The sequence below is a fragment of the Chryseobacterium camelliae genome, from assembly GCF_030818575.1.
Classification (GTDB): domain Bacteria; phylum Bacteroidota; class Bacteroidia; order Flavobacteriales; family Weeksellaceae; genus Chryseobacterium; species Chryseobacterium camelliae_A.
In genome coordinates this window covers 4,031,878-4,058,592 of sequence record NZ_JAUTAL010000001.1, presented here as the reverse complement: position 1 = coordinate 4,058,592, position 26,715 = coordinate 4,031,878, and the positions used below count along the sequence as shown (strand labels likewise).

Sequence of the window (26,715 nt, the reverse complement as noted above, 5' to 3'; positions counted from 1 at the left end):
ATAGCTTTTTTATTTCATATCATCAAAAAAATATTTTTTTTCAGAAAAAGCCCCTGTTAAAAGTAACCTTAACGGAACGTTAACCATTTATTCAGATAGAAACAATTGGAATTATTTTTCAAAAAAACTAACTTCGTAAGGTAAAATGATCATATGATTGCTGAAAAACAAAGATTAGAGGATATCAACTGGAAAAATTGGGGGCCCTATGTAAGCAACCGGCAATGGGGCAATGTAAGGGAAGATTATAGTCCTAACGGAAATGCATGGCACTTTGCCAACCATAATAATGCCGAAAGCTATGCGTATCGCTGGGGTGAAGAAGGCATTGCAGGAATCTCCGATACTAAACAGCTTTTATGCTTTTCCCTGTCTTTCTGGAACAAAAAGGATAAGATGGTCAAAGAGCGCTTTTTTGGGCTGAGCAACCCCCAGGGCAATCATGGCGAAGATATCAAGGAAATATTTTATTATCTGGATAATACGCCTACACACAGTTATATGAAGATGGTATACAAATATCCCATCAACGAATTTCCTTATGACGATATTCTCTCCGAAAATGCGAGACGAAATAAAAAACAGCCTGAATATGAGGTTTTTGATACAGGCGTGTTTGATCAGGATGAATACTTTGATATTTTCATTGAATACTGTAAGGCTGATTACCACGATATCCTCGTAAGGGTTACAGTATGCAACAGAAGCGGCCAGGACGCTCCTATCGTCGTGATTCCTACAGCATGGTTCAGAAACAACTGGAAATGGGGCTACAATGATTACAAAGGCCAGATGACAGCTTCACACGAAGGCTGCATCGATGTTGACCATGATAGTATAGACATAAAAAAGATCTATTCCCGAAATATCAATGCAGAAAGTGTCTTTTGCGAAAATGAAACCAATACACCTAAACTGCAGGGAATTGAGGCTTCTGAAAAGGAGTATTATAAAGATGGAATCAATAATTACATCATTCATAAAACTCCTACTGTAAACCCTGAAAAAAGGGGTACAAAAGCGGCTTTACTGGTGGATGAAACCATCAACGCAGGAGAATTCAAGACCTTTGATTTCAGGCTGTCTCCGCAAGACCTCGATGATCCTTTCCAAGATTTTGAGGAAATTTTCGCAGCGAGAATTGCCGAAGCGGATGAATTCTATCATGAAATCCAAAATGATGTAGAAGATAAAGATGAACGGAATGTACAGCGCCAGGCTTTTGCCGGCCTGCTTTGGAACAAACAGTTTTACCATTACAATGTAGGCAAATGGCTCAAAGGAGATCCTAACTATGATGCCCCGAGGGACTTCAACAATTACGTGAGGAATACCGAATGGAACCATCTCCATAATAAAGATATCATTTCCATGCCTGATAAATGGGAATATCCCTGGTATGCGACATGGGATCTTGCCTTTCACTGTGTGCCATACGCCCTTATTGATGCTGAATTTGCCAAAGGACAACTTCTTCTGCTTACCAAAGAATGGTATATGCATCCAAACGGGCAGCTTCCTGCCTATGAGTGGAACCTCAGTGATGTAAATCCTCCTGTTCATGCATGGTCTTGTTTCAGGGTTTTTAAAATTGATGAAAAGCAAAACGGGAAACCAGACCTGCTGTTTCTTGAAAAAGTATTCCAGAAACTTCTTTTAAACTTTACCTGGTGGGTAAACCGGAAAGATAAAAACGGAAAGAATATTTTCGGAGGAGGATTTCTCGGATTGGATAATATCGGTGCCTTTGACCGTAATATGGTCCTAAAGGACGGCCAACATCTTGAGCAGGCGGACGGAACCAGCTGGATGGCAATGTACGCACTGAATATGATGCGTATTGCCATGGAGCTTGCCCAGTATTACAAGGTTTACGAAGACATGGCCATCAAATTTTTTGAGCATTACCTTTACATTGCTGAAGCCATGGAAAATCTGGGTGACGGTACTAAAGGGCTATGGAATGAAGAGGACGGATTTTTCTATGATGTGCTGCAGCTTGGAAACGGGGAAAGCGTTTCACTGAAGCTGAGAAGCATCGTAGGACTTATCCCTCTGTTTGCGGTAGAAGTCATAGAACATAAATTACTGGAAAACATGCCTAATTTCCGGGAAAGGATGGATTGGGTACTGAAGAATAAACCGGAACTGACGAAACTTGTCTCGCATTGGGATGAGGAAGGCCAGGGAAGGAAGCATCTCATGAGCATCCTCCGTAAAAACAGGCTTACCAAAGTTCTCGACCGTATGCTGGATGAAAAGGAATTCCTGAGTACTTATGGAATCCGCGCCATGTCCAAAGTATATGAAGAAAAACCTTTTGTCTTTTCGGTACACGGGACAGAAAACGTAGTATACTATACTCCTGCGGAAAGCGATAGCCGTATGTTCGGCGGCAACAGTAACTGGAGAGGCCCGATCTGGTTTCCAATCAATTTCCTTATTGTGGAAAGCCTGCAACGTTTCCATTATTATTATGGCAGCAGCCTTAAAGTGGAATTCCCAACAGGAAGCGGAGAGAAAAAAGACCTTGACGAAGTTGCTCAGAACATCAGCAACAGGCTATGTTCCATCTTCCTGAAAGATGATCAGGGGCAGCGCCCGTTCAACGGATGCAATACTAAGTTTAATCATGATGAACATTTCAAAGATTATATCATGTTCTTTGAATATTTCCATGGGGACAATGGCCGAGGTGTGGGGGCCTCTCATCAGACAGGATGGACAGCCACCGTTGCCAAACTTCTGAAACCAAGGCTTTCTGTTTAAATTACTTAAAAATATATTATCAATATTAAAGCTGGCTTAAAAATTTAAGCCAGCTTCTTTTTATGCCTTAAACAAGTGTACAATAAACACTAAACAACAACAAGATCAATAGTGCAAATTTTTAATATTAATTTTAAAATAATATTGAATTATTTTTAATAAATACCTAAATTAGCACAATAATTTAAAAAATAAATCTTCTATGAAAGGAAAACTATTCCCTATTGTAGGCATTGCGCTTTCAAGCCTTGCCTTCACCTCTGCCCATGCACAACAATATCAGGCTGTAACCTTAAGCGGTTTCAATGCTGATGTTATTGCTAACGGTGTAGGATCTTCTACTGTTTCTACCAACAGCGATGTGGATGGTGTTAACTACGCATTCGTTTCCAAGGATTTCCAGCTGACAGCTTCCAGCACAGCACTTACTTACGGACTTCCCACAAATGGACTGATTAACTCCGCAGCTGCATCACCAGCAGGATTAAGCTATCAGCTGGCTTCTTACAGCGCAAATAACTCATTGAGATTACAGAGCGTTGGTGATAATGGGACCTTAACCTTCACTACACCCAAAGCGGCTGTAAACCTGTATATGCTGGCTACCTCCGGAAGTGGGGCAAGTACAGTAGATGTAGTGGTTAATTTTTCTGATGCCACTACACAGACTTTTTCTGCGATCAATGTTTCAGACTGGTATGGGGGAAGCAATTTTGCCATTCAGGGGATCGGAAGGATTAAAAAGACGACAGATGGTTTAGAAGCTGACACATCCAATCCAAGACTTTATCAGATTCCTTTGGCCATCAGTGCAGCAAATCAATCAAAAACCATTCAGAGCGTTAAAGTAACGAAAGTAGGACCGGCAGCCGGTACTTCTGTAGGGAACATTCCTAACATTTTTGCTTTTTCGGCTGATGTGTATAACTCCTGCCCAATGCCTACGAATGTTACTTCAACAACAACAATGAATAGCGCGACAGTAAGCTGGACTGCTCCTTCAAGTGCCCCTGCTTCAGGATACCAGTACTATCTGAGCACTTCTTCTACACCTCCTACATCAACTGCTATCATTACAGGAAGCACAGCAGCAGGTGTTACCTCAGCTACATTAAACAACTTAACTACGGGACAGACCTATTATTTCTGGGTACGCTCAAATTGCGGGTCAACACAGAGCTACTGGGTAATGACACAGTTTACTCCGGGCCAAATAACTGCCACTTATACCGCAGGGGATATCAATACTCTGTATGCCAGCAGTTCTTCTATAACAGCTACGTCAACTACTACCTGTCCTGGAGCTCTCACCATCAGTGTTCCTTCAGGTTATAAAATTAAGGCGACCGATGTGTCTTATACCATGTCAACTGTATCTAACGGATACATGTCTGAACAGAGAAGTATTCTGGCATGTACAACCAATAGCACAACAGAAACATCTGTAACATCAGGTTCGGGAAGTTCTACAGGAACTTATTCCTATAATAGAACAGGGCTTACACTAGCCAATAACCTTACCGGAAATGTTAATTTTGAACTGAGAGCGTGGAGAACTTACGGAGGTTCAGGATGTAGTGCAGATTATAATAAAGTAGACAATAATACTTTTAAAATCACTGTAACTCTTCAACCATTACAATTGGCCACCAGCGAAGTTAAAGCATCTGCCAAAGAGCGTATCGCCTATCCTAACCCATTTGTGGATGCGGTTACCATTGAGAAAGCCAATGATGTAAGATCAGCAACCATTACTGACCTTTCCGGCATCACAGTGAGAACCATAGAAAAACCGGCTTCTACCCTGCATCTGGGAGATCTGAAAACCGGTGTTTACATCCTGACTTTAACCATGAAGGACGGGTCTGTAAAAAGCTCAAAAATGATCAAGAAATAGGAAACTGTACAATATACACAGTAAAGAACGCGGGCCATTACATGGCCCGCGTTCTGTTTTTATCGTTATAAAAGATCCATTACACTTTCGCTCCGTTTACAAATACTTCATAGCTGATATCCACATTCGGCTCAAGGGTTTTGGAAACCGAACAGTATTTTTCAAATGATAATTCTGCTGCCTTAAGGGCTTTTTTAGGATCAATTGTTCCTTCCAGCATGAATTTAACCAGGATGGATTTAAAAGGCTTTGCATCTTCAACTACTACCCGCTCTCCTTCTACTTCAGCAGTAAAGCCGGTAATTTCCTGCCTCTGTTTCTTCAGAATGGAAACCACATCGATACCGCTGCAGCCTGCCACAGCCATTAACAAGCTTTCCATAGGGGATACTCCCTTAGCTCCCGGCTGCGTTGTATTATCCAGAAGGATTGAATTGCCTTGCGCATTGGTGCACTGGAATAAATAGTCATCATTAATTCTATTGAGTGTTATTTTCATTGTTTGATTTTTTAAGATAATGGAAGAGGAATTTTTTCCCGTTGATGTACTATCGGCAAAATTACAAAATTCCCCTCGCTTTTATCTCAAGATATTTGTTGATGACATCAACATTCAGGTTTTCAGGCAAAGTATACACTGTATAAATTCCATATTTGCGAAGCTCCTGAATAATAAGTTTCTTTTCAAACTCAAACTTTTCGGCTACAATTTCATCGTATATTTCCTGCATGCTTTCAGGATTGCCGTTCAGTAACGTCTGCATTTCCCCATTTTTGAAGAAGACTACTACCAGAAGATGGTTCCGGGCAATTCCCCTGAGGTATTTCATCTGTCGGTTCAGGCCATCGAGCGTTTCAAAATTGGTAAAAAGCAGGATCAGGCTTCTTTGGTTCAGCGTGTATTTTACGTCCTGGTAAAGACGGCTGAAATCACTTTCAAAAAAGTCTGTCTTAATGTTGTACAATGCCTCTGAAATTTTCCTTAGCTGCCCGGATTTATTGTCTGCCGCAATTTTATTTTCCGTCTTCTTGGAAAAGGTCATCATTCCCGCCCGGTCCCCTTTTTTAAGAATAATATGCGAAAGAGCCATAGTTGCGTTAATAGAATAATCCAGCAGGCTCAGTCCTCTAAACGGCATCTTCATGGTTCGTCCGGTATCAATCAGCATAAATATCCGCTGGGACTTTTCATCCTGAAACTGATTGACCATCAATCGGTTGGTCTTTGATGTGGCTTTCCAGTTAATGGTCCTGATATCATCCCCGGGAACATATTCCTTGATCTGCTCAAATTCCATAGTGTGCCCGAGCTTCCTTATCCTTTTGATCCCGCCCAACAAAAACTCACTTTGCAGAGCCATCAGTTCATACTTCCTGAGGTGGATGAATGACGGATAAGAAGGCAGCAATGCATCTTTCTGGAATGTAAACCTTCTGGAAATAAAGCCTACCGGGGAAGAAACATAAATATTCAGGTTTCCGAAACTGTACTCTCCTCTTTCCTTTGGCTCCAGAATATACTGGAAATAACTGTTCCTGCCACGCTCAATCTGCTTTTCAATGAGGAAATCCCTTTTCTGGAATTGAAACGGGATCTCATCAATTACCCGTACATTAAGTGTAAAATTATAGTTGTTCCTGATGTCTACTTTCACGGGATTTTCATCTCCATTGGACAATTTTTCCGGAAGGATTCTCTGTGCAGAAATTCCGTTCTTTTCATTAAACAGCAAGAGGTATTCTACCATAGCAGCCAGAAAACTGAGTAAAAGGACAGCATGTGCCAACCACATTAAAAACGGAAAGAAAAATGCAAAAACATACAGGATGCCCACTCCGATGAGTGCGAAAAAAAAGCGTGTATTGATATAAAGGTTTTTCATTTTTCAGATGTCAGCTTGCAGGCTGCAAATCATAAATTAAACTAAATAATGCGGTTATTACGAAACGGAGGAAGTGTCTTCAACAGCCTGATTTCCAGTGTCCGGATCAACTTGAACCCGCTTCCAAATTATCTCGGAATTTCAATTCCTTCCAAAATCTGCCTGATGATTTCATCGGCCGTAAGCCCCTCCATTTCCCTTTCCGGCGAAACAATAACCCTATGCCTTAAAACGGCGTAACTTGCCTCCTTAATGTCTTCCGGGGTTACAAAATCCCGTCCCCTTAAAGCTGCAAAGGCTTTTGAAGCAGTAAGCAATGCCAAACTGGCTCTAGGTGATGCTCCAAGATACAGGAACTGATTCTCCCTGGTATTAACAATAATTCTGGCGATATATTCTATCAGCTGGGATTCAACAATAATTTCCTTTACGAGTTTCTGATAGTTTTTCAGCTGCCCGGCTGAAATGACACGGTTTACCGCTTCGGTCTTGTCTTCAGCCTTATTTTCATGCTGATTCCTGATGATTTCAATTTCCTGTTTCAGATCCGGATAACTGACATTAATTTTAAACAGGAAACGGTCCAGCTGTGCTTCCGGAAGCCTGTATGTACCCTCATGTTCAATAGGGTTCTGCGTGGCTACCACGAGGAATGGCTCTTCCATCGGATAACGAATGCCATCCATTGTAATCTGCCTCTCTTCCATGACTTCAAAAAGGGCTGCCTGGGTTTTTGCCGGAGACCTGTTGATCTCATCAATCAGGATAAAATTGGAAAAAACAGGTCCTTGTTTAAACTCAAATTCAGAGGTTTTTACGTTGAATACAGACGTCCCCAAAATATCGGAAGGCATAAGATCCGGGGTAAACTGAATTCTGCTGAATCCTACATCAATCGTTCTAGCCAACAGCTTTGCCGTAATGGTTTTGGCTACTCCAGGAACGCCTTCAATAAGTACATGCCCGTTTGACAACAGCGCAGCCAAAAGATGTTCAATCATATTCTCCTGACCTACGATGACCTTTGAAATTTCATGTTTTACCTTTTCAAGGCTGGCCCGAAGCTCAATCATATCAATCCTTGTCTCAAACTGATTTTCATTGTTATCCGGCAGAGCAGGCTGCCCAGGTTCCGGATTCAGGTTTTCAATATTGTCCATATGATATTTTTTTCTGCAGTCTGTATAATCTGTTCAGCCATCATGCCTTGCTATACATTCTCACTGCTATTGTTATATTATTTATGATTTTAAAATTTTATCCAGAAGTGCATTCATTTTTACGAGATCTTCCCTCATAACAGCAGCATAAGGATCCTGTCCTTTTTTAATCAACTCAACTGCTTCCTGAATCATTTCCAAAGGTTTCCCGGTCTTCAGCTGGAGTTTTTTTATAAATTCCTCATCAAGATGCTGGGTATCGATCAGAAGGTCCATCCGTACTTTATTCAGGAAATACTGCGCCTTTTTACCCATCATATCATGAAAATCACCTTCCTGCAAATAAAGGTTCCCAATGCTCCTGATAAAATCAACAGAAGTATTCTTCAAAGGCTCGATTACCGGCACGATCCGTTGTTTCCTTTTTGCATTAAAGAAAATGAACAAAAGCATTCCGCCCAGAAATACCCACCAGGCATATTTCAATGCGGGATTAGAAAAGATAAACCGCATAAAAAACCTGGATTGACCTCCGGTAGTACTTTCCACAAACCAAACGGTTTCACGGTTTTTGAGATAAGACAATACGTCTTCCGCATATCTTGTATTACCCTTTTTCAAGAGGTAATAATTTGTTAAAAAAAGTGGTTCAGAGTGGACATAAATATTCCCCTTCCCGAATCTTGTCTTGATAAAGTTAGCCTGATCTGAATTGTTCTTTTCAACGGTTTTTCCGAGTACTTCAACACCTGGTTTTATATAAGTAAAACCTTTTCCGGAAGGAAACTTGTCCAGTTTTATAAAGTCATTCTGATAAGCCTTATCAGTAAGTTTCAGTACGTTCTGGTCTTCAAAAGACAGCTGTGAGTCATAAAAACCTATACTGTCAGATATTTCCTTGGGCATTTCACTTACAATCAGCATAGCATCAGACCCTGCATTGACCTGGTTCAGGATTGACTTCCATGATTCTGAATCTACCGTTCGTTCGATAATCAGGATATTATGCCCCTCCTTTTTATGTTCATGGTAATAATCGTACGGAGTTTCATCTATTTTTTTCAGATCATTTCCAAACAACTCATTTGCTTCTTCGCTGAATACAAAAAGCCCGAACGGTGATTTTTCATTGACATCAAAGTTCTTACGCCAGTCTGTTGTTTCTTTCTTATTCACTTCAAACAATGCCAGGATCACCATGATAATGATGAAAACAACAGCATATATTTTGAAAGTTTTATTCATGTGGAGATAAGGTTACGGATTAAATGACTGATATTGTTTTTTGAACTTCATATAGCTTTCCTCATCAATGTTGAATTCCCCGTACCAGACGTAGTCAAAAATATACGAAAGATTAAAAAAATCATTCTTGATATGAGGCGCTTTAAGCTCTGAGACATAATCTTTATTGGTCTTTTCGGGATTCCATACAACCAGTTTTTTATCACTCAGTTTTTTCAGGACAAAAAGAAACTGATACCTTACTGCCGAGCGGAAATCACCAGCCCTTTCAAAACCGGCAATGCTTTCAGGAAAGTTGATTTCATGAATATTTTCATGCAGCTCTTCCTGGCTGATGTGCAGATTGCGGTTTTTCTTACTGAAGAAAAAATTCCCGTTTTTCCCCAGGATATACCGGATTATGAAATATAGCAGCAGACCCACCAGGATAATGGCAAAAAGCCGTATCAGGATACTGGCTGTATTGGCAGAGCCCGAAAGAACCTTCTGTCCGAAGATTCCCTGCAGGATACGGTCGATTTTCCTCAGCAGCTTCTGTAAGAATGATTCCCTTGGTTCTGTAGTGGAATAATCGAATTCAGCCCCCTTATATCTTTTCGGGATATTATTACGGAATTTTTTAGGATAGAGCGTATTCTCCGTTACAGGATTTTTACTGAGAATGGAATCTGCACGGTTCATATTCCTGTAATGCCCGGTATTCAAAGAATCCACATAGGCCTCCGCAGCCGGAGGCATACTGTCCTGTTCCTGAGCAGAAATGTACCCCGATAGAAAACAAATTATCAAACCAATCAGAACTTTATTCATGAGTACCAATGGTTTCAATCTCCGCAAGCTCCTTCTGCTGGTGCAGATCCGTTCTACTGTCATAATACATCAGGCCAGAATTTACATACTGCATATTCATCAGCAGTAAAGACATTATAAGCGATATTCCATAGATCATGAAAAATAGCATGCCCAGTCCGCTTCCTAAAGGGTTCTGCTCAAATTCAGCACTGGAAGTGGTAGTGGTTAATTTTATAAAAAACAGGACCATAGGTATAGCGCTAAAAATACTGATCAAAATCTGGCAGATGATCGCCATAATCAGTGTTGAACCCCAATATTTCCAATACGGGGAGTTTTCTCTTCCATTACGGTAAGAAAACTGTGACCGTATAGCATAGCTTAAACTTTCAAAAAAACTCTTGTTGCTGTTGAAATAATCATAGCATAAAAAGTTAATGATATTAATGAGTGTCGGTACAATAAAAAGCAACAGGATCAATCCTATAAAGATCAGTACTAAAACATACGATAACATAAAGATAATAGCAGCTATGGGAAATACTAAAAAATTTAACCCTACATAGAGTACCAGAACTTTTTTAATATTATTTTTAAAATCTGCTATGATGTCGTCAGTACTTACTTTTTCCTGTCCCTCAGATACTCTTTTCATATAAAATACAGGAAAAAGGAAATTGATGGTCATCAATGCTGTTGAAAGGACTAAGAGGACAATCCCGATCACTATGAATAAACCCAGGTTATTCTGGAAATAGTTTTCAAAATAATAGCTCTGGCCGCTGATATTTGATCCGAATATTACCCCGAAGAATTCCCGGAAACCGAAAATGATGAGAATAACCATCAGAATAAGCAACAGGCCATTCAGAAGTATATAATTCTGGAAATAGTTTCTTCCGTAATGTTTGAAAAAACTGAAGGTATCGCTGATAAAGGATCCGAAATCTCTTTTTTTATAAAACTGCATCATGGATCTGGTGATTAATTTTTTTGTTGACTATAGCAGGATAAACAAAGTAATAAAAGCCTATGATGGATAATGATCCAAAAATGATGATCAGGTTCAGAAACAAAGGCATCTCAAGCGCGTGCCTGGTAACATATCCTTCGATAATTCCTGCACACACTGTAAAAGGTATTGTACTTAAAAATATTTTAAATGAATCTCTGAAGCCGTTTTTAAAAGACTGGAACCGGGAAAAAGTCCTCGGAAAAAGAATGGATGCTCCGAGAATAAGGCCGCACATGGCCTCCACTACCATGGAAAAAATCTCGAAGACCCCATGGAGCCAGATTCCCCGTGCACTGTCTTTCAGAGCACCGTAATCATAAAAGAAATATTGAAAGGATCCTAGCATTACACTGTTTGAAAGCAGATAATAAAGCGTTCCTATTCCAGCAAAAATTCCATAGATATATAACTTCGCTCCTACACCGATGTTATTAAAGATGATTCCGGTTGTACTCCCCCATGTAGATCCGGTCTGGTATATCCCTACAGCATTGCCTTTTTTAATATTTTCTATGGTTTCATTTACGTAGCCTTCTCCAAGGATGATATTGACAAAATCTTTATCGTATATGGAGGATATTACACCGATCAGGGTAAAAAGAATAAAAAAAAGGAAGGCGTACAATAGGTACCTCCTATACCGGTATACCAGCAAGGGCACTTCAGTACCGAAAAAATAGGTAATCCTGTTCTGCTCCACTCTCCGGGTCTTATAGATCTTTTGAAAGATCTGTGAAGAAAGATGATTCAGATATACTGTAGTGTTGCTTTTAGGATAATATGTCTGGGCAAAAGAAAGATCGTTGATCAGGTTGATGTACAGTGATGAGAGGTCATCAGGATTTTTTTTGACTTTCCCCTGAATAACCTGTTCAATTCCCAACCATTTTTCTTTATTTTGTTTGATGAAATAAACTTCTCTCATAATTGTAAGGCTAAAATAATAAAAATTATGTCTCAAATTGCGATTAATACCTCACAAAATGTAAATATTAATTTCAACATTGCCAGTGTTGGAGAAAGGATGCTAGCCTTCATTATCGACCTGCTGATCAAAGTGGCGTATGTCATCGTTGTCCTTTATCTTTTCTTCGGTATTCTTGATCTGGGACGCCTGCTGGCCGGGATGGACCGCTGGTCCGTCATAGCCATTTATATTGCCCTTACCTTCCCGGTATACATTTATCCTGTGATCCTGGAAAGCTTAATGGAAGGGCAAACGCCGGGCAAAAAAGTCATGAAGATCCGCGTGGTAAAAATCGACGGATACCAGGCGGGATTCGGGGATTATATGATCCGCTGGGTTTTCCGGATTATTGATACTTCTTTCGCAGGAGTCATTGGGCTGATCTCGATGATTGTATCCAAAAATAATCAGCGACTGGGTGATATGGCTTCAGGAACAGCCGTTATCTCCTTAAAAAACAGCATCAATATTTCCCATACGATCCTCGAGAACCTGAATGAAGATTATATTCCTTCATTCCCCCAGGTAATTGCCTTAAGTGATAACGATATGAGGATTATCAAAGATAACTTTATGAAAGCCATACGGACCGATGACCGGCATGTCATCAATAGGCTTTCTGAAAAAATCAAAAGCATTCTGAAACTGGATATTGATCACTCCAAGATGACCGAAAGACAGTTTATTAATGTCATCATCAAAGATTATAATTATTATACAGGAAGGGACAGCTGAGGAAGAAAGTGGATGGTCAATTTTGCTTTGCAAGTGAATGGTGAATTTTTCCCTGAATCAAAATTGAAAAGCGCAACGAATGACCATTGATGTATTCACAATCTCTTGTCAATAATGAATTTCGCTCAACAAGTGATTAGAGAATAATTTACCGGCAGCAAAAATTGACAAGTGCAGCGAATTGACCATTGACGCATTCACAATCATCTGTCAATAATAAATTTTGCTCAGCAAATGAATGGTGAATAACTTCCTGACAGCAAAGATTGTCAAGCGCAGCGGATTGACTATTGACCATTAAAAATTCATCACATGCCACTTTTCCCGGTGCAGTTTTTGTACTTTCCATGAAAAATAAAGATATGAGGACCGAAAATAATAAATCAGGCAATGGCGGTGTAATCACCCTCAATAATGATATTAAAGAAGTTGGAAGGCTCACTTATACCATATTTCCGGAACAGAACAGGCTGGTTATTTCATTTGTACTTGTTCATCCTGAATTTGAAGGGAGAGGAATGGGTAAATTCCTGGTAGAAGAAGCCATCAAATTCGCCCGTGAAAATAAGTGGAAAGTATATCCGCACTGTTCCTATGCAAGAGCAGTAATGAGAAGGATGCATGATGTAGAAGATATTTTTTTACCTGCGTAATACTTCCCTTAAAAGTATTTCTTCTATATCATCGGGATAATCCACTTGATAATGAAAATCTGAAGCCACCCAGTCTCTTATCTCCTGTTCTTTTAATATTGTAGAATTAGGAATTCCCATTTTGTCCAGTGCACAGGCATTGCATGCCTGCTCATATTGGTTCTGGATAGGGATGACAAATAGTTTCTTATCCATGAAAAGCGCTTCTGCAGGAGTCTCGAAGCCAGCATTGCATAAAATGCCGTTGCAACCTTCAAAGCATTGTAAATATTGGTGTTCATCTATTGGGAACACTTCAACATTTTCTTTAACAAAAGATTGACTGGCATATCTTGAAAACACTTTCCATTGTACGGGTATATTGTGCAGGACACGGATAATGTTCTCATCGGAAAAGCTGGGAAGGTAAACCAAGTAATATCCTTTCTTATCAGGAAGTAGATTCCTGATTTTCTTTCTAATTACAGGCTTTTTGATATTAATATGATACGGTTCAAAATGAAATCCTATCCCCTTTTTAAAAGGAGCATAATATTTCAGGACCAGTTCTCCGAAAAAATCTTTTTTTTCAGGTTTAGGAGTTTCCTTAAAACTCATGGAAGCCTGATGGCTGAGCCCAACCATAGGAAGTCCTTTCAGCCTACAGATCCAGCTGGTTAATGGCTCGAAATCGTTGATGATGAGATCATACCCCGAAAGGTCCAATGACCTGATCACTTGAGCCGCTTTCAGAAAATTATTCTGTGTAAGCGTTTTAAAATAGGATAAACCTCCGGTCTTGTTATATAGCAATGAGATCCCACTGTACCGGAAATTAATTTCAAAGTCTGCTTTTAGCTGTGACTGATGTCCGCTGATCAGTGTATCTACAGACGCATATTTTTTGAGAATAGGGACAATTTCCTGTGCCCTTGCCATATGCCCGTTGCCGGTACCCTGAAATGCATAAAGGATTTTCATAAGGAAAAGCTGGTTACAATTTTCATCAGATCTGCACTATTGATATCCTGGATCTCATCATGCGAATCGTCCTTGAGAAGATGTTTATGTTCATCATAATGGAAAATCTCCCATGTTCCGTCATTGTACTCCAAAGCAGAGAGATTCTCTATCCAGTCCCCGGAATTAAGATAAGTACACGAACCTTTCTTATTGGTCACTTCACGCATCTGGGGTTGATGGATATGCCCGCAGATCACATAGTCATAATGATTATCTATTGCCAGTTCTGAGGCAGTAAGCTCAAAATCCCCAATGTACTTAACTGCTTTTTTTACGTTGTTTTTGATTTTTTTGGAAAATGAATACTTTTCCTTCCCCATCCTTTCGAGAAACCAGTTAACGATATTGTTGATGACAATCAGCAGATCATAGCCTTTTCCTCCAAGCTTGGCAATCCATTTAGAATGCTGTACTGAAGCATCAAAGACATCACCATGGAAAATCCAGGTCTTTTTATGGTTGATGGTGAGGCATAGCTTATTGCATACTTTAAGTTTGCCTAATTCGAAGTCTGTGAATTTCCGGAACATTTCATCATGGTTTCCGGTAATATAGTATACATTTGTGCTTTTAGTAGCCAGTGAAAGTATTTTTTTAATGACTTTCAGATGTGGCTTAGGGAAGTAAGACTTTTTGAACTGCCAGATATCAATAATATCTCCATTTAAGACCAGCGTTCCGGGCTGAACGGAATTAAGATACCTTAGTAGCTCTTTAGCCTTACATCCATAAGTTCCCAAATGAACATCCGATATAACAACCAATTCAACGTTTCTTTTCATACTGATACAAAGAAACTAATTGAAAATTAACTGTATATGAATGCTATATTATATTTTTTACAAAGAGCTCATCATATCTTCTGTGATCTCCATATTATGGTATACGTTCTGTACATCATCATCTTCCTCAAAACGTTCCAGCATTTTCATATTCGCCTTGAACTGATCTTCTGTCACTTCTTTGGTATTGTTCGGGATTCTTTGCAGTTCTGCGCTTTTCGCCTCGATGCCCAGTTCATCCAGCTTATGGGATAGAGATCCGAAATCTTCAAAGGCGGTAGTAATCATCACTTCCTCTTCATCCTTTTCAACATCTTCAGCCCCGCCGTCGATCATTTCCATCTCAAAATCATCCCAGTCCATTTTAATCTGAGCGAGATCGATTGTAAAGATTCCCTTTCTGTCGAAGATGAATGCAAGCTCCCCATTCTTTCCAAGGTTACCGTCGAATTTATTGAAAACAGCCCTGACGTTCGCTACTGTTCTGGTTGTATTGTTAGTGGTACATTCAACAAAAAATGCAACTCCACCCTGTCCGTATCCTTCATAAGTTACCTCCTCGTAATTTTCAGCATCTGCACCGCTGGCTTTTTTGATCGCCCGTTCTACGTTATCTTTAGGCATATTGGCCCCTTTCGCATTCTGGATACATCTCCTCAGGGCAGGATTAGATTCAGGGTCAGGACCTCCTGCTTTTACTGCCAGAGCAATATCTTTGCCTATTTTGGAAAATGTCTTGGCCATCTTGTCCCAGCGGGCCATTTTAGAAGCTTTTCTATACTCAAATGCTCTTCCCATTTCTATATTATAATTTTCAACAAAAATAACTAAAAGTCCATGAAAAAAAAATACCTCCAAAAATTTGGAGGTATTTATTATTCAGAAAAATTAATTATTTTCTTTTTTTAACTACTTTTTTCTTAGTAGTTTTTTTAGCTGGTGCTTTTTTAACCGGAGCATCTTCATAATCTTTCTTCTTCATTGTACTCCATTGAGCATCATCTTCGATAGCAGTTACCACTACTTTTCTGTCTACTTGTCTTTCAGCGTCTGATGCTGTTGCAGGAACAGTAGCTTTAGCTTTACCAACACCTACAGATTTAAGAGCGTTTGGATCTACACCTCTAGCATCTAGGGCAGCAACTACAGCAGCAGCTCTTTCTCTAGAAAGTTTCAGGTTATAAACCTCAGAACCTTTAGCATCTGTTCTACCTTCTAATAAGTAGTGACCTCCGTCAGTTTTGATGATCTCAGCTGCTTTATCCAATGCTGGTTTAGATTCAGGCTTGATGGTAGCTTTGTTGAAATCGAAGTAAACACTTCTGAAGTTCTCTTCAACCTGAGTAGCAGTTACGCTCTTAGGCTTAGGACAACCGTTGTATTCTGGTAATCCAGGAACTGTAGGACAAGCATCATCTTTATCAAGGATACCGTCACCGTCTGTATCTGGCCAAGGACAACCGTTGTTTTCTGCAGGACCTGCAACTGTAGGACAAGCATCATCTTTATCGATTACACCGTCACCATCTGTATCTGGCCAAGGACAACCGTTGTTTTCAACTGGACCAGCTACATCTGGACATTGATCGTCTTTATCTGGAACTCCATCGCCATCAGTATCAGGACATCCTTGGAATTCTGGTAATCCTGGGGTATCAGGACATAAGTCATCTTTATCTAAAATACCATCCTTATCTCTGTCTCTGTTTCCGAATCTGAATAATAGGGAAGCAGAAGCCTGCCAGAAGTTAGCAACGTTAGATTTGTCACCAGGAGTGGATACATAATCTCCCTGAACACCTAAACCGAAGTTTTTAGTTACCCAGAAGTTAGCTCCTGCACCTGTAGAAACTGTAAAGAAGTTTGCTTTACCGTTTTCGTTACCATTTTCACCGTTTGCAACATACTCACCATTAGCATCCGTTCTAGGGAATGAAAGTGCAGTGTAGTCATGTCTCAGGTAGTTTGCACCAACTCTTAAGTAAGGATCAAACCAAGATTCTTCGTTCCAAAGGATACCGGCTGCTTTAGCCTGTAAACCAAGACCTGTCATAAGGAAGAATTCTTTCCCCATATTGAATCTCTTGTTCTCAACGTTCCCTACGGAAGTCTGCCAGTCTACTACAAAACCTTTAGCAACGTTTCTTGCTACGGTAAGTTTAGATAGCGGAGGTGTAATAGAGAAGTTGTTCACATTGAACATTGTCTTCGTAAGATTGTTAGCAGAAAACGTATTACTGAAGTTGTTTCTCTGCGCCATATGGTTTTCCGCATGAGCACCAACCCCGATCAACCACGGATTGTTGGTAGTCTGTGCGAATACAGTAGAGGCAACAGTAAGCGCCAATGCTGAAATTCCTAATTTTAGATTTTTCATAGAATTAAATGATTAAATAATTGATAATGCAAAATAAATATAATTTTTCTTTATACACAAAGTTTTTCAGCTGAATTTTAACTTTTCTTTAATACTCTGTCGAGGTTACGTTTATTTTCTCTATCTTTTATACTTTCCCTTTTATCATAGAGTTTTTTACCCCTTCCCAGCGCAATTAACACCTTTGCTTTTCCTCTGTCGTTGATATATAACTTGAGAGGTATTATGGTGTTTCCTGCATCTTTCAGTTTTTTTTCAAGCTTCTGTAATTCTTTTTTGTGCAACAGCAATTTCCGTTCCCTTTTTGTTTTGTGGTTGTAAAAAGTGCCTAATTTATATTCATCGATCATCATGTTAATGATGTACAACTCCCCTTCTATAAACTGACAGAAGGATTCTGCAATGGATGCTTTGGAAGACCGTAAAGATTTTATTTCCGTACCGGTTAAAACCATTCCTGCTTCCATTTCCTCAAGGATTTCATACTCGAAACGGGCTCTTCTGTTGACTATATTGACTGTCTTTTCAATCTTCATGATCCTAAAAAATTTCTTTAATGAAATATATGAAAAATACGGCTCATTTAAAAACTTGACTATTACATTATTACGATTTACCCAAATTCTTTTCGTATTTTTGCGCCAAATTTACAAAACTATATGTTAACAGTATCTAACTTATCTTTACAATTCGGGAAAAGAGTTCTCTTTGATGAAGTAAACATCATGTTTACCAAAGGAAACTGCTACGGGATTATCGGAGCAAATGGTGCAGGAAAATCTACATTCCTTAAAATATTAACGGGAAAGCAGGACCCGACTACAGGACATGTATCGCTGGAGCCGGGAAAAAGGATGTCAGTACTGGAACAGGATCACTTTGCCTATGACCAGTACAATGTTCTGGAAGCGGTTCTGAGAGGAAATAAGAAATTATTTGAGATAAAAGAGGAAATGGATGCCTTATACGCCAAAGAGGATTTCTCTGATGAAGACGGAATCAAAGCTGGCGAGCTGGGTGTGATCTATGATGAAATGGGCGGATGGACCGCTGAATCTGATGCACAGACCATGCTTTCCAATGTGGGCATCAAAGATGATATGCATTGGCAGATGATGAGTGAGCTGGAGAATAAGGACAAAGTAAAAGTCCTTCTCGCACAGGCACTTTTCGGGAATCCGGATGTACTGATCCTGGATGAGCCTACCAATGACCTGGACATCGAAACCATCTCGTGGCTGGAGGATTTCCTTGCCGATTATGAAAACACGGTCATTGTTGTATCCCACGACCGTCACTTCCTGGATACCGTATGTACCCACATCGGTGACCTTGATTATGCAAAACTGAATCTTTACACGGGTAACTACTCTTTCTGGTACCAGGCTTCCCAGCTGGCAACCAAGCAGAGAGCACAGGCCAATAAAAAAGCGGAAGAAAAGAAGAAGGAACTTCAGGATTTCATCGCACGATTCAGCTCTAACGTAGCGAAAGCAAAACAGGCTACCGCTAGAAAGAAAATGATCGATAAACTGAATATTGATGATATCAAACCTACTTCCAGAAGGTATCCTGCCATTATTTTCGAAATGGAAAGAGAAGCGGGAGATCAGATTTTGGACGTTAAAGGCCTTGAAAAAACAAAAGACGGAGAATTGTTATTCTCAAACGTCGATCTGAACCTTAAAAAAGGGGATAAGGTTGCGGTTTTGTCTAAAAATTCATTGGCGATCACAGAATTTTTTGAAATCCTGGCAGGAAACACTGAAGCAGACAAAGGAAGCGTTGCCTGGGGAGTTACCACTACTCAGTCTCACATGCCTTTAGACAACACGAATTTCTTTCAGGAAGATTTAAGCCTGGTAGACTGGCTAAGACAATTCACGAAAAACGATGAAGAACGTCATGAGGAATTTATGAGAGGATTCCTGGGTAGAATGCTTTTCTCAGGGGATGAAGCTTTGAAATCATGTAAAGTACTTTCCGGGGGTGAAAAAATGAGGTGTATGTTCAGCAGGATGATGCTTCAGAAAGCCAATGTTCTTTTACTGGACGAACCTACCAACCACCTGGACCTTGAAAGTATCACGACCCTGAACAACTCATTGTCCAACTTCAAAGGAAACCTTTTACTGGCCTCTCATGACCACGAAATGTTGTCTACAGTCTGTAACAGGATCATTGAACTGACGCCTAAAGGAATCATCGACAGGGAAATGACCTATGATGAATACCTTGCTGATAAAAAAGTAAAAGAACTGAAGGAAAAGATGTATTCTTAATCCTGAATTCTTGAAATGTACAGAAACCTCAAAAATATTTTTGAGGTTTTTTTATGTCTTATGTCGCGATCTTATGTATTTCTTTTGTTTATCTTAGAATAAAATTAAAGTATGAAAAACATATTGCTGCTGATCATCTTTACTATGTTTTCCGGGGGTGTACATGCCCAGGAAAATGATGTCCGTTACCAGCCAAAACCCTATGTTGAAATCAGGCATCCTGAATGGTCAAAGAATGCAACGATTTATGAAGTCAACATCAGGCAATATACGCCGGAAGGAACTTTCAAAGCCTTTGAAAAACATCTTCCCCGCTTAAAAAAAATGGGGGTTGATATCATCTGGCTGATGCCGGTGCATCCGATAGGAGAACTTAACCGCAAAGGTAAACTGGGCAGCTACTATTCTGTGAAGGACTTTAAAGGGATCAATCCTGATTTCGGCAGTTTGGATGATTTTAAAAACCTGGTCCGCAAAATACACAGCATGGGAATGCACGTTATCATCGATTGGGTGGGGAATCATTCTGCATGGGACAATCCCCTGACCAAAGAGCATCCTGACTGGTACACGAAAACGAGGGAGGGAAAGTTCCAGCCTACACCATGGTACGACTGGGATGACGTGATTGATTTTGATTACAATAATCCTGCTTTCAGAAAGTATATGACTGATGCGCTCAAATATTGGGTCTCTGAAACCGATATAGATGGTTTCCGCTGCGATGTTGCCGGATTTATCCCTGTTGACTTCTGGGAAAATGCCAGAACGGAGCTGGATCAGCTAAAACCTGTTTTCATGCTTGCAGAATGGGAATCCAGGGATCTTTATAAAAAATCTTTTGATATGACATATTCGTGGACGCTTTGGGATAAACTGAAGCTGGCCACTGTTGAGAAGAAGGGCGCTCCGGCTCTGTTTGAATATATGGCCCATGATGTCAACAGCTTCCCTTATGACTCCTACCGGATGACCTTTACCGATAATCATGATAAAAATTCCTGGGAAGGCAACCAGTTTTCCAATTTCGGGAACGGGCTTGAAGCAGCCATGGTCCTTTGTAGCACCGTCAACGGAATGCCTCTGGTGTACAGCGGACAGGAAGCGGGGCTAGACAGGAGCCTTGCTTTTTTTGACAAGGATCCTATCGGCTGGAAAGAACATCGATTTGCCGGCATTTATGAAACCTTATTCAAACTCAAACACAGCAATCAGGCGCTGTGGAATGGCCGTTGGGGCGGCGAAATGGAAAGGGTTCATAATGACAATATGAATAACATACTGTCATTCTACAGAGAGAAAAACGGAGATGCGGTAATGACCATTATTAATTTCTCCGATAAAGATGCAGAGGTTAAGCTGGACACCCAATATTTTAAAAATACTTATAAAGAACTGTTTTCGGGTACACCTTATATGATTTCAGAAAATAAAACCCCAATGAAACTGAAGGCTTGGGAATACAGGGTTTTAGTTAAAACTAAATAGGCAGGAATCATATCAGGCTCCTATGAAAAATTGTTTAAGCAAATTATATTTCCTTAAGTGTGGCGAATGAGTTTGTATTAAAATAGTTGACCTTTACAACGGTTAATTATTTAGGTTATCAGCCCACAAAAAAATTGATGTATTGTCTTAACCTGATTAAAAAAGAGCCTCTGGCAGGCAACATGGGCTTTTAAAAAAATGAAAGCAAAAAAAATTTCCCTATTTTTGTGAAATGAGTCAAAAATGGATTTACAAGCCTGAACCCGATGAGGAAATCGTGGATGGACTAAGTTCGTCACTTGGTTTTGGAACTTTTGAATCTAAACTTCTCGTACTGAGAGGAATTGACAATTATCAAAAGGCCAGAGAATTTTTCAAACCGAATTTAAACGACATCCACAACCCTTTCCTGATGGCAGATATGCAAAAAGCGGTTGAACGCATTGCTAACGCCATTGAAAACGGAGAAAAAATACTGATTTACGGAGATTATGATGTGGACGGAACCACTGCCGTGGCCCTGATGTATCTTTACCTCAGCAAAATTGTCCAGAAAAAATACCTGGATTATTATATTCCGGACAGGAATTCTGAAGGATACGGTATTTCAACGGAAGGTATTGATTTCGCCCGCGACAACGGATTTTCTTTGATCATTGCGCTGGACTGCGGGATCAAGGCCATTGACATGATTAATTATGCAAAAGAAGCAGGAATTGATTTCATCATTTGCGACCATCACCTTCCGGGAGAAGAAATTCCTGATGCCGTTGCCGTTCTTGATCCTAAACGGGCAGACTGCCGGTATCCTTTTAAGGAACTTTCAGGATGCGGGGTCGGCTTCAAACTCTGCCAGGGATTGAATACCATTTACAGGATTCCTGAAGCCGAATTATTTGAACTGACTGATCTTCTAGCCATTTCCATCGCTGCTGATATCGTATCGATGACCGGTGAAAACCGTGTATTGGCTAAAATGGGCCTTAAGACACTGAGGAAAACACGTAATCTAGGTTTGAGACTGCTGATTCCGGATGATAAACTTTCTCATTTTGAGATCTCCAATATTGTTTTTGAAATTGCCCCTAAAATCAATGCTGCCGGAAGGATTTCGCATGGTAAGGCTGCTGTTGAGCTCATGGTTTCGGATAACCTGAAACACGCCCATCAGATCGTTAATGATATCATGGACCTGAATGATGAAAGGCGCGAGCTGGATATGAATTCTACCCTGTCTGCGCTGAACCAGATCATCGAATCCCAGCAGGAAAGCCGGCTTACAACTATTGTTTACCATCCTGAATGGAACAAGGGCGTTATCGGTATCGTAGCCTCAAGGCTGATTGAAACGTATTACCGTCCTACACTGGTTTTCACAGACGGAAACAATGGAGAAATGGTTGCTTCCGCACGATCCGTTGCCGACTTTGATGTGCACGAAGCCCTGGACCTGTGCTCCGAATACTTCCTGAAATTCGGCGGACATCATGCTGCTGCAGGACTTTCTATGGAAAAGGAAAAATTTGAGGCATTCAAAGAAAAATTTGAACGCATTGTATCAGAAAAGATCAAAGATCACCAGAAAGAGCCATCAATAACCATAGATTCGGAAATCCACATCGATGAAATCAACCGGGAGTTCATTAATTTCCACAGGAAACTGGCGCCTTTCGGCCCTCATAATATGAAGCCTATCCTGGCTTTAACCAAGCAGAAGGTTTCCGGATATATCAAAACGATGGGGAAAGACAATAATCACCTGAAGTTTTATATCAAACAGGAATCTACCGGAAGGAGTATTGAATGCGTAGGCTTCAAGCTGGGACAGTTTGCCGATGACTTCAGGACTAAAAGTTTCGACCTTGCTTTTACACTGGAAGAAAACCACTGGAAAGGCAATGTGACACATTACCTTAACATCAAGGATGTAAAATTCAGTGATTAAATATAAATTCAATACGTTTCAACCGCTGTATCAGCTAATAACCGTTTTTTGCTGGTACAGTCCATCATAAAACCCATGAAAAAAATCGGTTTGTTTTTCGGATCATTCAATCCTATCCATATAGGCCACCTGATCCTGGCTAATTATATCCTGGAAAATTCTGATATGGATGAGCTGTGGTTTGTGGTAAGCCCTCAGAATCCTTTTAAAGATAAAAAAACCCTGCTCAGCGACCACAACAGGCTTGACATGGTTCAGCTTGCGGTAAAGAACTATCCGAATATGCGGGCTTCCAATATAGAGTTCTCTTTACCGAAGCCCAGCTATACTGTTGATACGCTAACCTACCTTCATGAAAAATATCCTGAGCACTCTTTCAGCCTGATTATGGGTGAAGATAACCTCGGCAGCCTCCACAAATGGAAAAATGCGGATCTCCTGGTGGAAAATCACCACATTATCGTGTATCCAAGAGTATTTGAAGGAGCAAAAAAAGAATCCGTATACGGCAACCACACCAATATTTCAATGATTAAAGCTCCTGTGATCGAACTTTCTGCTACGGAAATCCGGGCCATGATTCGGGAGGGTAAAAATGTGAGGCCGATGCTGCCGCCGGAAGTCTTCGAATATTTGGACGGAAGCAGTTTTTATAAGTAATTTTGCAATGAAAAGGTTTGAGCGGATATCGCTCCGGCTCTTCAAGACCTTAATCATTCAATTATGAATTTCATAGAAAAATTTTTTTCAAAATATCCCAAAGAAAAACTGATTAAATGGTTCAAGCAGATTTGTCTTGCGGAAGCAATCTCATGGTTTTTCTTATTTACTGCCATGACCTGGATCCGTATAGATCCCAACGGAGTAGTTCCCATCATTTACATCAGTACCATCGGCAGTATTCATGGGCTCTTTTTCTCACTGTACCTTCTGTTTTTACCTTCGATAAGAAAAATATATCTCTGGGATGATGAAGACAGTGTTTTTTCACTAATTGCAGCATTCTTTCCGTTTGCAACGATCTGGATTGATAAAAGCCTGGCTAGATTTGACAGAGAATAAAACAAAAAAGGACTAACAAGGTCCTTTTTTTTATGAAAACATCTCAAATACTCTCTGAAGATGTTCTGTTGCTATGACTTTTAATCAACTTCCAGCACTCTTCTCTTGATCAATTATAAAATTATTTATCTCTCAATGTAATATTTTTTCATGTAAGATTGTCTTTTCAATACAGAATTGACAAGCATCAACTTTTAATTAAAATTTTAACAACTGATAATCAATTCATTAAATATAAAGCAAAAATATTTTAAGTACTTTGTATTGCATGATACTAAAATTAATATATATCTTTGCAATGTTAGATAATAAAAAATACAAGCTATTAAATAAATTTATAATCATGAAAACGACCATTCTCATTGCTGCTATATTCTTCACCGGTTTTACTTTTGCCCAGGAGAAAAAAACCGATTCTGTAAAAACAAAGTCTATTGATGAAGTAACCATCACCAAACAGGTATTTAAAAAGCAAAGCGACCGCTTTGTTTATGATGTAGCTGCTTCGCCAGTATCCAAAGGCAACACGACTTTTGACCTTCTGAAACAGATGCCTCTGCTTTCTACCACAGATGATAAAACATTAAAGATTGCCGGAAAGAACAATGCTCTGATTTACATCAACGGAAGAAAGACCAATATGGATGCAGAGTCCCTGGTACAGTTCCTTAAAAACACACCGGCTGAGAATATTCAGAAGATTGAAGTGATTACCGTTCCGGGGAGTGAATATCAGGTGGAATCCTCTGACGGCATCATCAATATCATTCTGAAGAAGAGAATGAGCGACGGAACCAGCGGAACCATGAGAATGTCCAACAGCCAGAATAAATACAACGCAAGCCAGGCCAGCTTTTCCGTAAATTACCGTAAAGATAAGCTGGGCATCAGCTCAAGCCTCAGCGGAGGAGAAAACATTAACCCACAGGCTTACATACTGAAAAACGGAACAGGCAATATCAGGAATGAATCTGTAGGAAACATTGATGACCCGAATAAAAATATCGGTGGCTACCTGAATGTTGATTATCAGCTGAACGATAAAAGCAATCTGGCTCTTTCATGGAATTCCTGGGCCAACAAAAGTTATAATTCCACCATCGACCTTTTAAACACCATTACCCAGTACAGCAACGGAAACCTGATTTCCACCAATTACACCCGTACAAAAAATAAGGAGGATGCACGCAATTACAACAATTCTGTGAACCTTAACTATGAACTGAAACTGGATTCACTGGGCAGTAAGCTTAATGTGAATGCAGCATACCTCAACTACAAGCGGTTCCAGTACTCCGATAACAAGACCATGCTGCCCGGTACTGCAAATGACTTTTCACTGATCAGTAAAAAAATCATCCAGAATATTCCGCAGCTCATCAATAATTTTTCCGGAACGGTAGATTACATCCAGAAATTCAAACATGATTTTACCTTCTCTGCCGGTGGTAATTTCAACAAGACCAAAACAGATAACGATACCCGGAATACCACTTTCAGTTACAGCTATAATGATGACGATACATTACTGAATACACAGACAAAGGAAGATCCGAATCACTTTATTTATGATGAAAACATTTATGGCCTTTACGTGACCTTCGAAAAGAAATTTTCTGATAAGTTTTCCGGAAAAGCCGGTGCCCGATATGAAATTACCAGCAGCCTCGGGACTTCGGATAATGCAAAACAGCCGGAATACCAAAAAATTAAACGCAACTACCAGAACCTGCTCCCTTACCTGAGTTTCAACTATGCCATCAATGATAAAAACAATCTTTCCTATTCATTTTCGAGCAGAATGAGAAGACCAAGTTTCTGGGAGCTGAATCCGGTAAAAAACATCATCACCGAAAACAATTATACCCAAAACAATCCTTTTGTAAAAGCAGCCTCTACCTATAATCAGGAGCTGACCTATATGTATAAGAATTCTTATTTCCTGATCTTAAACCACTCGCTGTTTAAAGATGTTATCACACAGGTTCCTTTGCAAAGGACGTATATGGAAAACAATATTGAAAAAGTACAGCTGGCCTATATCAGGACCAATTTCGGGACCAAGCAGGAAATGTCTGCAATGGCCGGAATTCAGAAAACATTCTTTAAAGGCTACCTTACTACGAACTTCAACGCAGGGTTCCAGCATAACATCAATAACGGGACACTCAATATTGATCCTACTACAGGTCAGGTATTCGATACCTATACCAATAAAACCAAATCTACGAGCTTAATGATACAGACGAATAACACGATCCGGCTGGATAAGAACAAATCCTGGTTCCTCGGCGTGAACTACTTTTTCGTAGACCGCCAGCAAATAGAGCTTGGATTGCTTAAAAATCTCATGAGCCTTGATATCAGTATCAAAAAAACCTGGAACGACTGGACCTTTGCCTTAAACCTTGAGGATGTACTACGCACCAATATTATAGTAATAGAAGACACACAGGCTAACGGGAACTATAATTACATCCGTAATGACCAGTACAACAGGGGGGGTACATTCAGCATCACCTATAACTTCGGAAATAAAAAGGTGAAGAAAGTACGGGACATCGAAGGAGCTTCCGATGCCATCAAGAGCAGAACACGGTAAGAATTATCATTCTTCATATCAATTATTTTGTTATGACCTGTCGGTGAATTCCGGCAGGT

Annotated in this window: 23 protein-coding genes; 10 read left to right on the top strand and 13 right to left on the bottom strand. The window is 40.0% G+C overall.

From position 1 onward, the window contains the following. Positions 1–153: 153 nt before the first annotated feature. Together QE404_RS18710 and QE404_RS18705 are read left to right on the top strand one after the other, a co-directional pair. Positions 154–2,769: an MGH1-like glycoside hydrolase domain-containing protein gene (locus QE404_RS18710; RefSeq protein WP_307454064.1), complete on the top strand. Its 2,616-nt coding sequence runs from the start codon at positions 154–156 to the stop codon at positions 2,767–2,769. 202 nt (positions 2,770–2,971) lie between these two features. Then, entirely contained in the window at positions 2,972–4,666 is a 1,695-nt protein-coding gene (locus QE404_RS18705) for a T9SS type A sorting domain-containing protein (protein ID WP_307453100.1), read from the top strand. A gap of 79 nt (positions 4,667–4,745) precedes the next feature. Here the strand turns inward: QE404_RS18705 and QE404_RS18700 are convergent, their stop codons facing one another. The 7 genes from QE404_RS18700 to QE404_RS18670 form a co-directional block, all read right to left on the bottom strand. Further along, a complete protein-coding gene (locus tag QE404_RS18700; RefSeq protein WP_307453098.1) occupies positions 4,746–5,165 on the bottom strand; it encodes an OsmC family protein in 420 nt (139 codons plus the stop codon). 61 nt (positions 5,166–5,226) lie between these two features. Then, positions 5,227–6,549, bottom strand: coding sequence for a DUF58 domain-containing protein (locus QE404_RS18695; protein ID WP_307454062.1), 1,323 nt, complete (start codon positions 6,547–6,549; stop codon positions 5,227–5,229). Positions 6,550–6,677: 128 nt separating this feature from the next. Then, positions 6,678–7,709: an AAA family ATPase gene (locus QE404_RS18690; protein ID WP_307454060.1), complete on the bottom strand. Its 1,032-nt coding sequence runs from the start codon at positions 7,707–7,709 to the stop codon at positions 6,678–6,680. 81 nt (positions 7,710–7,790) lie between these two features. Next, positions 7,791–8,954 (bottom strand): DUF4350 domain-containing protein, encoded by a 1,164-nt coding sequence (locus QE404_RS18685; RefSeq protein ID WP_307453096.1) that lies wholly within the window; start codon positions 8,952–8,954, stop codon positions 7,791–7,793. A gap of 12 nt (positions 8,955–8,966) precedes the next feature. Next, positions 8,967–9,764, bottom strand: coding sequence for a DUF4129 domain-containing protein (locus QE404_RS18680; RefSeq protein ID WP_307453095.1), 798 nt, complete (start codon positions 9,762–9,764; stop codon positions 8,967–8,969). Beyond that, positions 9,757–10,719: a DUF4013 domain-containing protein gene (locus QE404_RS18675; protein ID WP_307453093.1), complete on the bottom strand. Its 963-nt coding sequence runs from the start codon at positions 10,717–10,719 to the stop codon at positions 9,757–9,759. Before QE404_RS18675 ends, QE404_RS18680 begins: the two co-directional genes overlap by 8 nt. Further along, the gene (locus QE404_RS18670) at positions 10,703–11,686 is read right to left on the bottom strand and encodes a stage II sporulation protein M (RefSeq protein ID WP_307454058.1); all 984 of its coding nucleotides are present in this window, start codon (positions 11,684–11,686) and stop codon (positions 10,703–10,705) included. Before QE404_RS18670 ends, QE404_RS18675 begins: the two co-directional genes overlap by 17 nt. Positions 11,687–11,713: 27 nt before the next feature. Between QE404_RS18670 and QE404_RS18665 the strand changes: the two genes are divergently transcribed. Further along, a complete protein-coding gene (locus QE404_RS18665) occupies positions 11,714–12,463 on the top strand; it encodes an RDD family protein (RefSeq protein WP_307453092.1) in 750 nt (249 codons plus the stop codon). Between the two features lie 148 nt (positions 12,464–12,611). On the opposite strand, the gene QE404_RS18660 is transcribed toward QE404_RS18665, so the two are convergent. Continuing rightward, the gene (locus tag QE404_RS18660) at positions 12,612–12,812 is read right to left on the bottom strand and encodes a hypothetical protein (RefSeq protein ID WP_307453090.1); all 201 of its coding nucleotides are present in this window, start codon (positions 12,810–12,812) and stop codon (positions 12,612–12,614) included. Positions 12,813–12,825: 13 nt separating this feature from the next. Between QE404_RS18660 and QE404_RS18655 the strand changes: the two genes are divergently transcribed. Further along, positions 12,826–13,116 (top strand): GNAT family N-acetyltransferase, encoded by a 291-nt coding sequence (locus tag QE404_RS18655; protein ID WP_307453088.1) that lies wholly within the window; start codon positions 12,826–12,828, stop codon positions 13,114–13,116. Here the strand turns inward: QE404_RS18655 and QE404_RS18650 are convergent. The 5 genes from QE404_RS18650 to smpB all read right to left on the bottom strand — a co-directional run bounded on the left by QE404_RS18650 (position 13,105) and on the right by smpB (position 17,813). Continuing rightward, positions 13,105–14,076: a glycosyltransferase family protein gene (locus QE404_RS18650; RefSeq protein ID WP_307453086.1), complete on the bottom strand. Its 972-nt coding sequence runs from the start codon at positions 14,074–14,076 to the stop codon at positions 13,105–13,107. The genes QE404_RS18655 and QE404_RS18650 overlap by 12 nt on opposite strands. Continuing rightward, positions 14,073–14,900, bottom strand: coding sequence for a UDP-2,3-diacylglucosamine diphosphatase (locus QE404_RS18645; protein WP_307453084.1), 828 nt, complete (start codon positions 14,898–14,900; stop codon positions 14,073–14,075). Before QE404_RS18645 ends, QE404_RS18650 begins: the two co-directional genes overlap by 4 nt. Before the next feature lie 57 nt (positions 14,901–14,957). Further along, the gene (locus QE404_RS18640; protein WP_307453082.1) at positions 14,958–15,698 is read right to left on the bottom strand and encodes a YebC/PmpR family DNA-binding transcriptional regulator; all 741 of its coding nucleotides are present in this window, start codon (positions 15,696–15,698) and stop codon (positions 14,958–14,960) included. A 94-nt stretch (positions 15,699–15,792) separates the two neighbouring features. Continuing rightward, positions 15,793–17,277 carry an OmpA family protein gene (locus tag QE404_RS18635; protein WP_307453080.1) on the bottom strand — a complete coding sequence of 495 codons (1,485 nt, stop codon included), beginning with the start codon at positions 17,275–17,277 and terminating at the stop codon, positions 15,793–15,795. Between the two features lie 77 nt (positions 17,278–17,354). Beyond that, positions 17,355–17,813 (bottom strand): SsrA-binding protein SmpB, encoded by a 459-nt coding sequence (gene smpB / locus QE404_RS18630; protein WP_307453078.1) that lies wholly within the window; start codon positions 17,811–17,813, stop codon positions 17,355–17,357. A 123-nt stretch (positions 17,814–17,936) separates the two neighbouring features. Between smpB and QE404_RS18625 the strand changes: the two genes are divergently transcribed. The 6 genes from QE404_RS18625 (at position 17,937) to QE404_RS18600 (ending at position 26,656) form a co-directional block, all read left to right on the top strand. After that, positions 17,937–19,559, top strand: a complete 1,623-nt coding sequence (locus QE404_RS18625) for an ABC-F family ATP-binding cassette domain-containing protein (RefSeq protein WP_307453076.1) — start codon at positions 17,937–17,939, stop codon at positions 19,557–19,559. Positions 19,560–19,670: 111 nt separating this feature from the next. Continuing rightward, on the top strand, positions 19,671–21,047 hold the full coding sequence (locus QE404_RS18620; protein WP_307453074.1) for an alpha-amylase family glycosyl hydrolase: 1,377 nt from the start codon (positions 19,671–19,673) through the stop codon (positions 21,045–21,047). Between the two features lie 232 nt (positions 21,048–21,279). Next, a complete protein-coding gene (gene recJ / locus QE404_RS18615; protein WP_307454056.1) occupies positions 21,280–22,992 on the top strand; it encodes a single-stranded-DNA-specific exonuclease RecJ in 1,713 nt (570 codons plus the stop codon). Positions 22,993–23,067: 75 nt separating this feature from the next. Continuing rightward, positions 23,068–23,652: a nicotinate (nicotinamide) nucleotide adenylyltransferase gene (nadD, locus tag QE404_RS18610; RefSeq protein ID WP_307453072.1), complete on the top strand. Its 585-nt coding sequence runs from the start codon at positions 23,068–23,070 to the stop codon at positions 23,650–23,652. Positions 23,653–23,715: 63 nt separating this feature from the next. After that, positions 23,716–24,054, top strand: a complete 339-nt coding sequence (locus QE404_RS18605; RefSeq protein ID WP_307453071.1) for a DUF3817 domain-containing protein — start codon at positions 23,716–23,718, stop codon at positions 24,052–24,054. A gap of 343 nt (positions 24,055–24,397) precedes the next feature. After that, a complete protein-coding gene (locus QE404_RS18600) occupies positions 24,398–26,656 on the top strand; it encodes a TonB-dependent receptor domain-containing protein (protein WP_307453069.1) in 2,259 nt (752 codons plus the stop codon). The last annotated feature ends 59 nt before the right edge of the window (positions 26,657–26,715 follow it).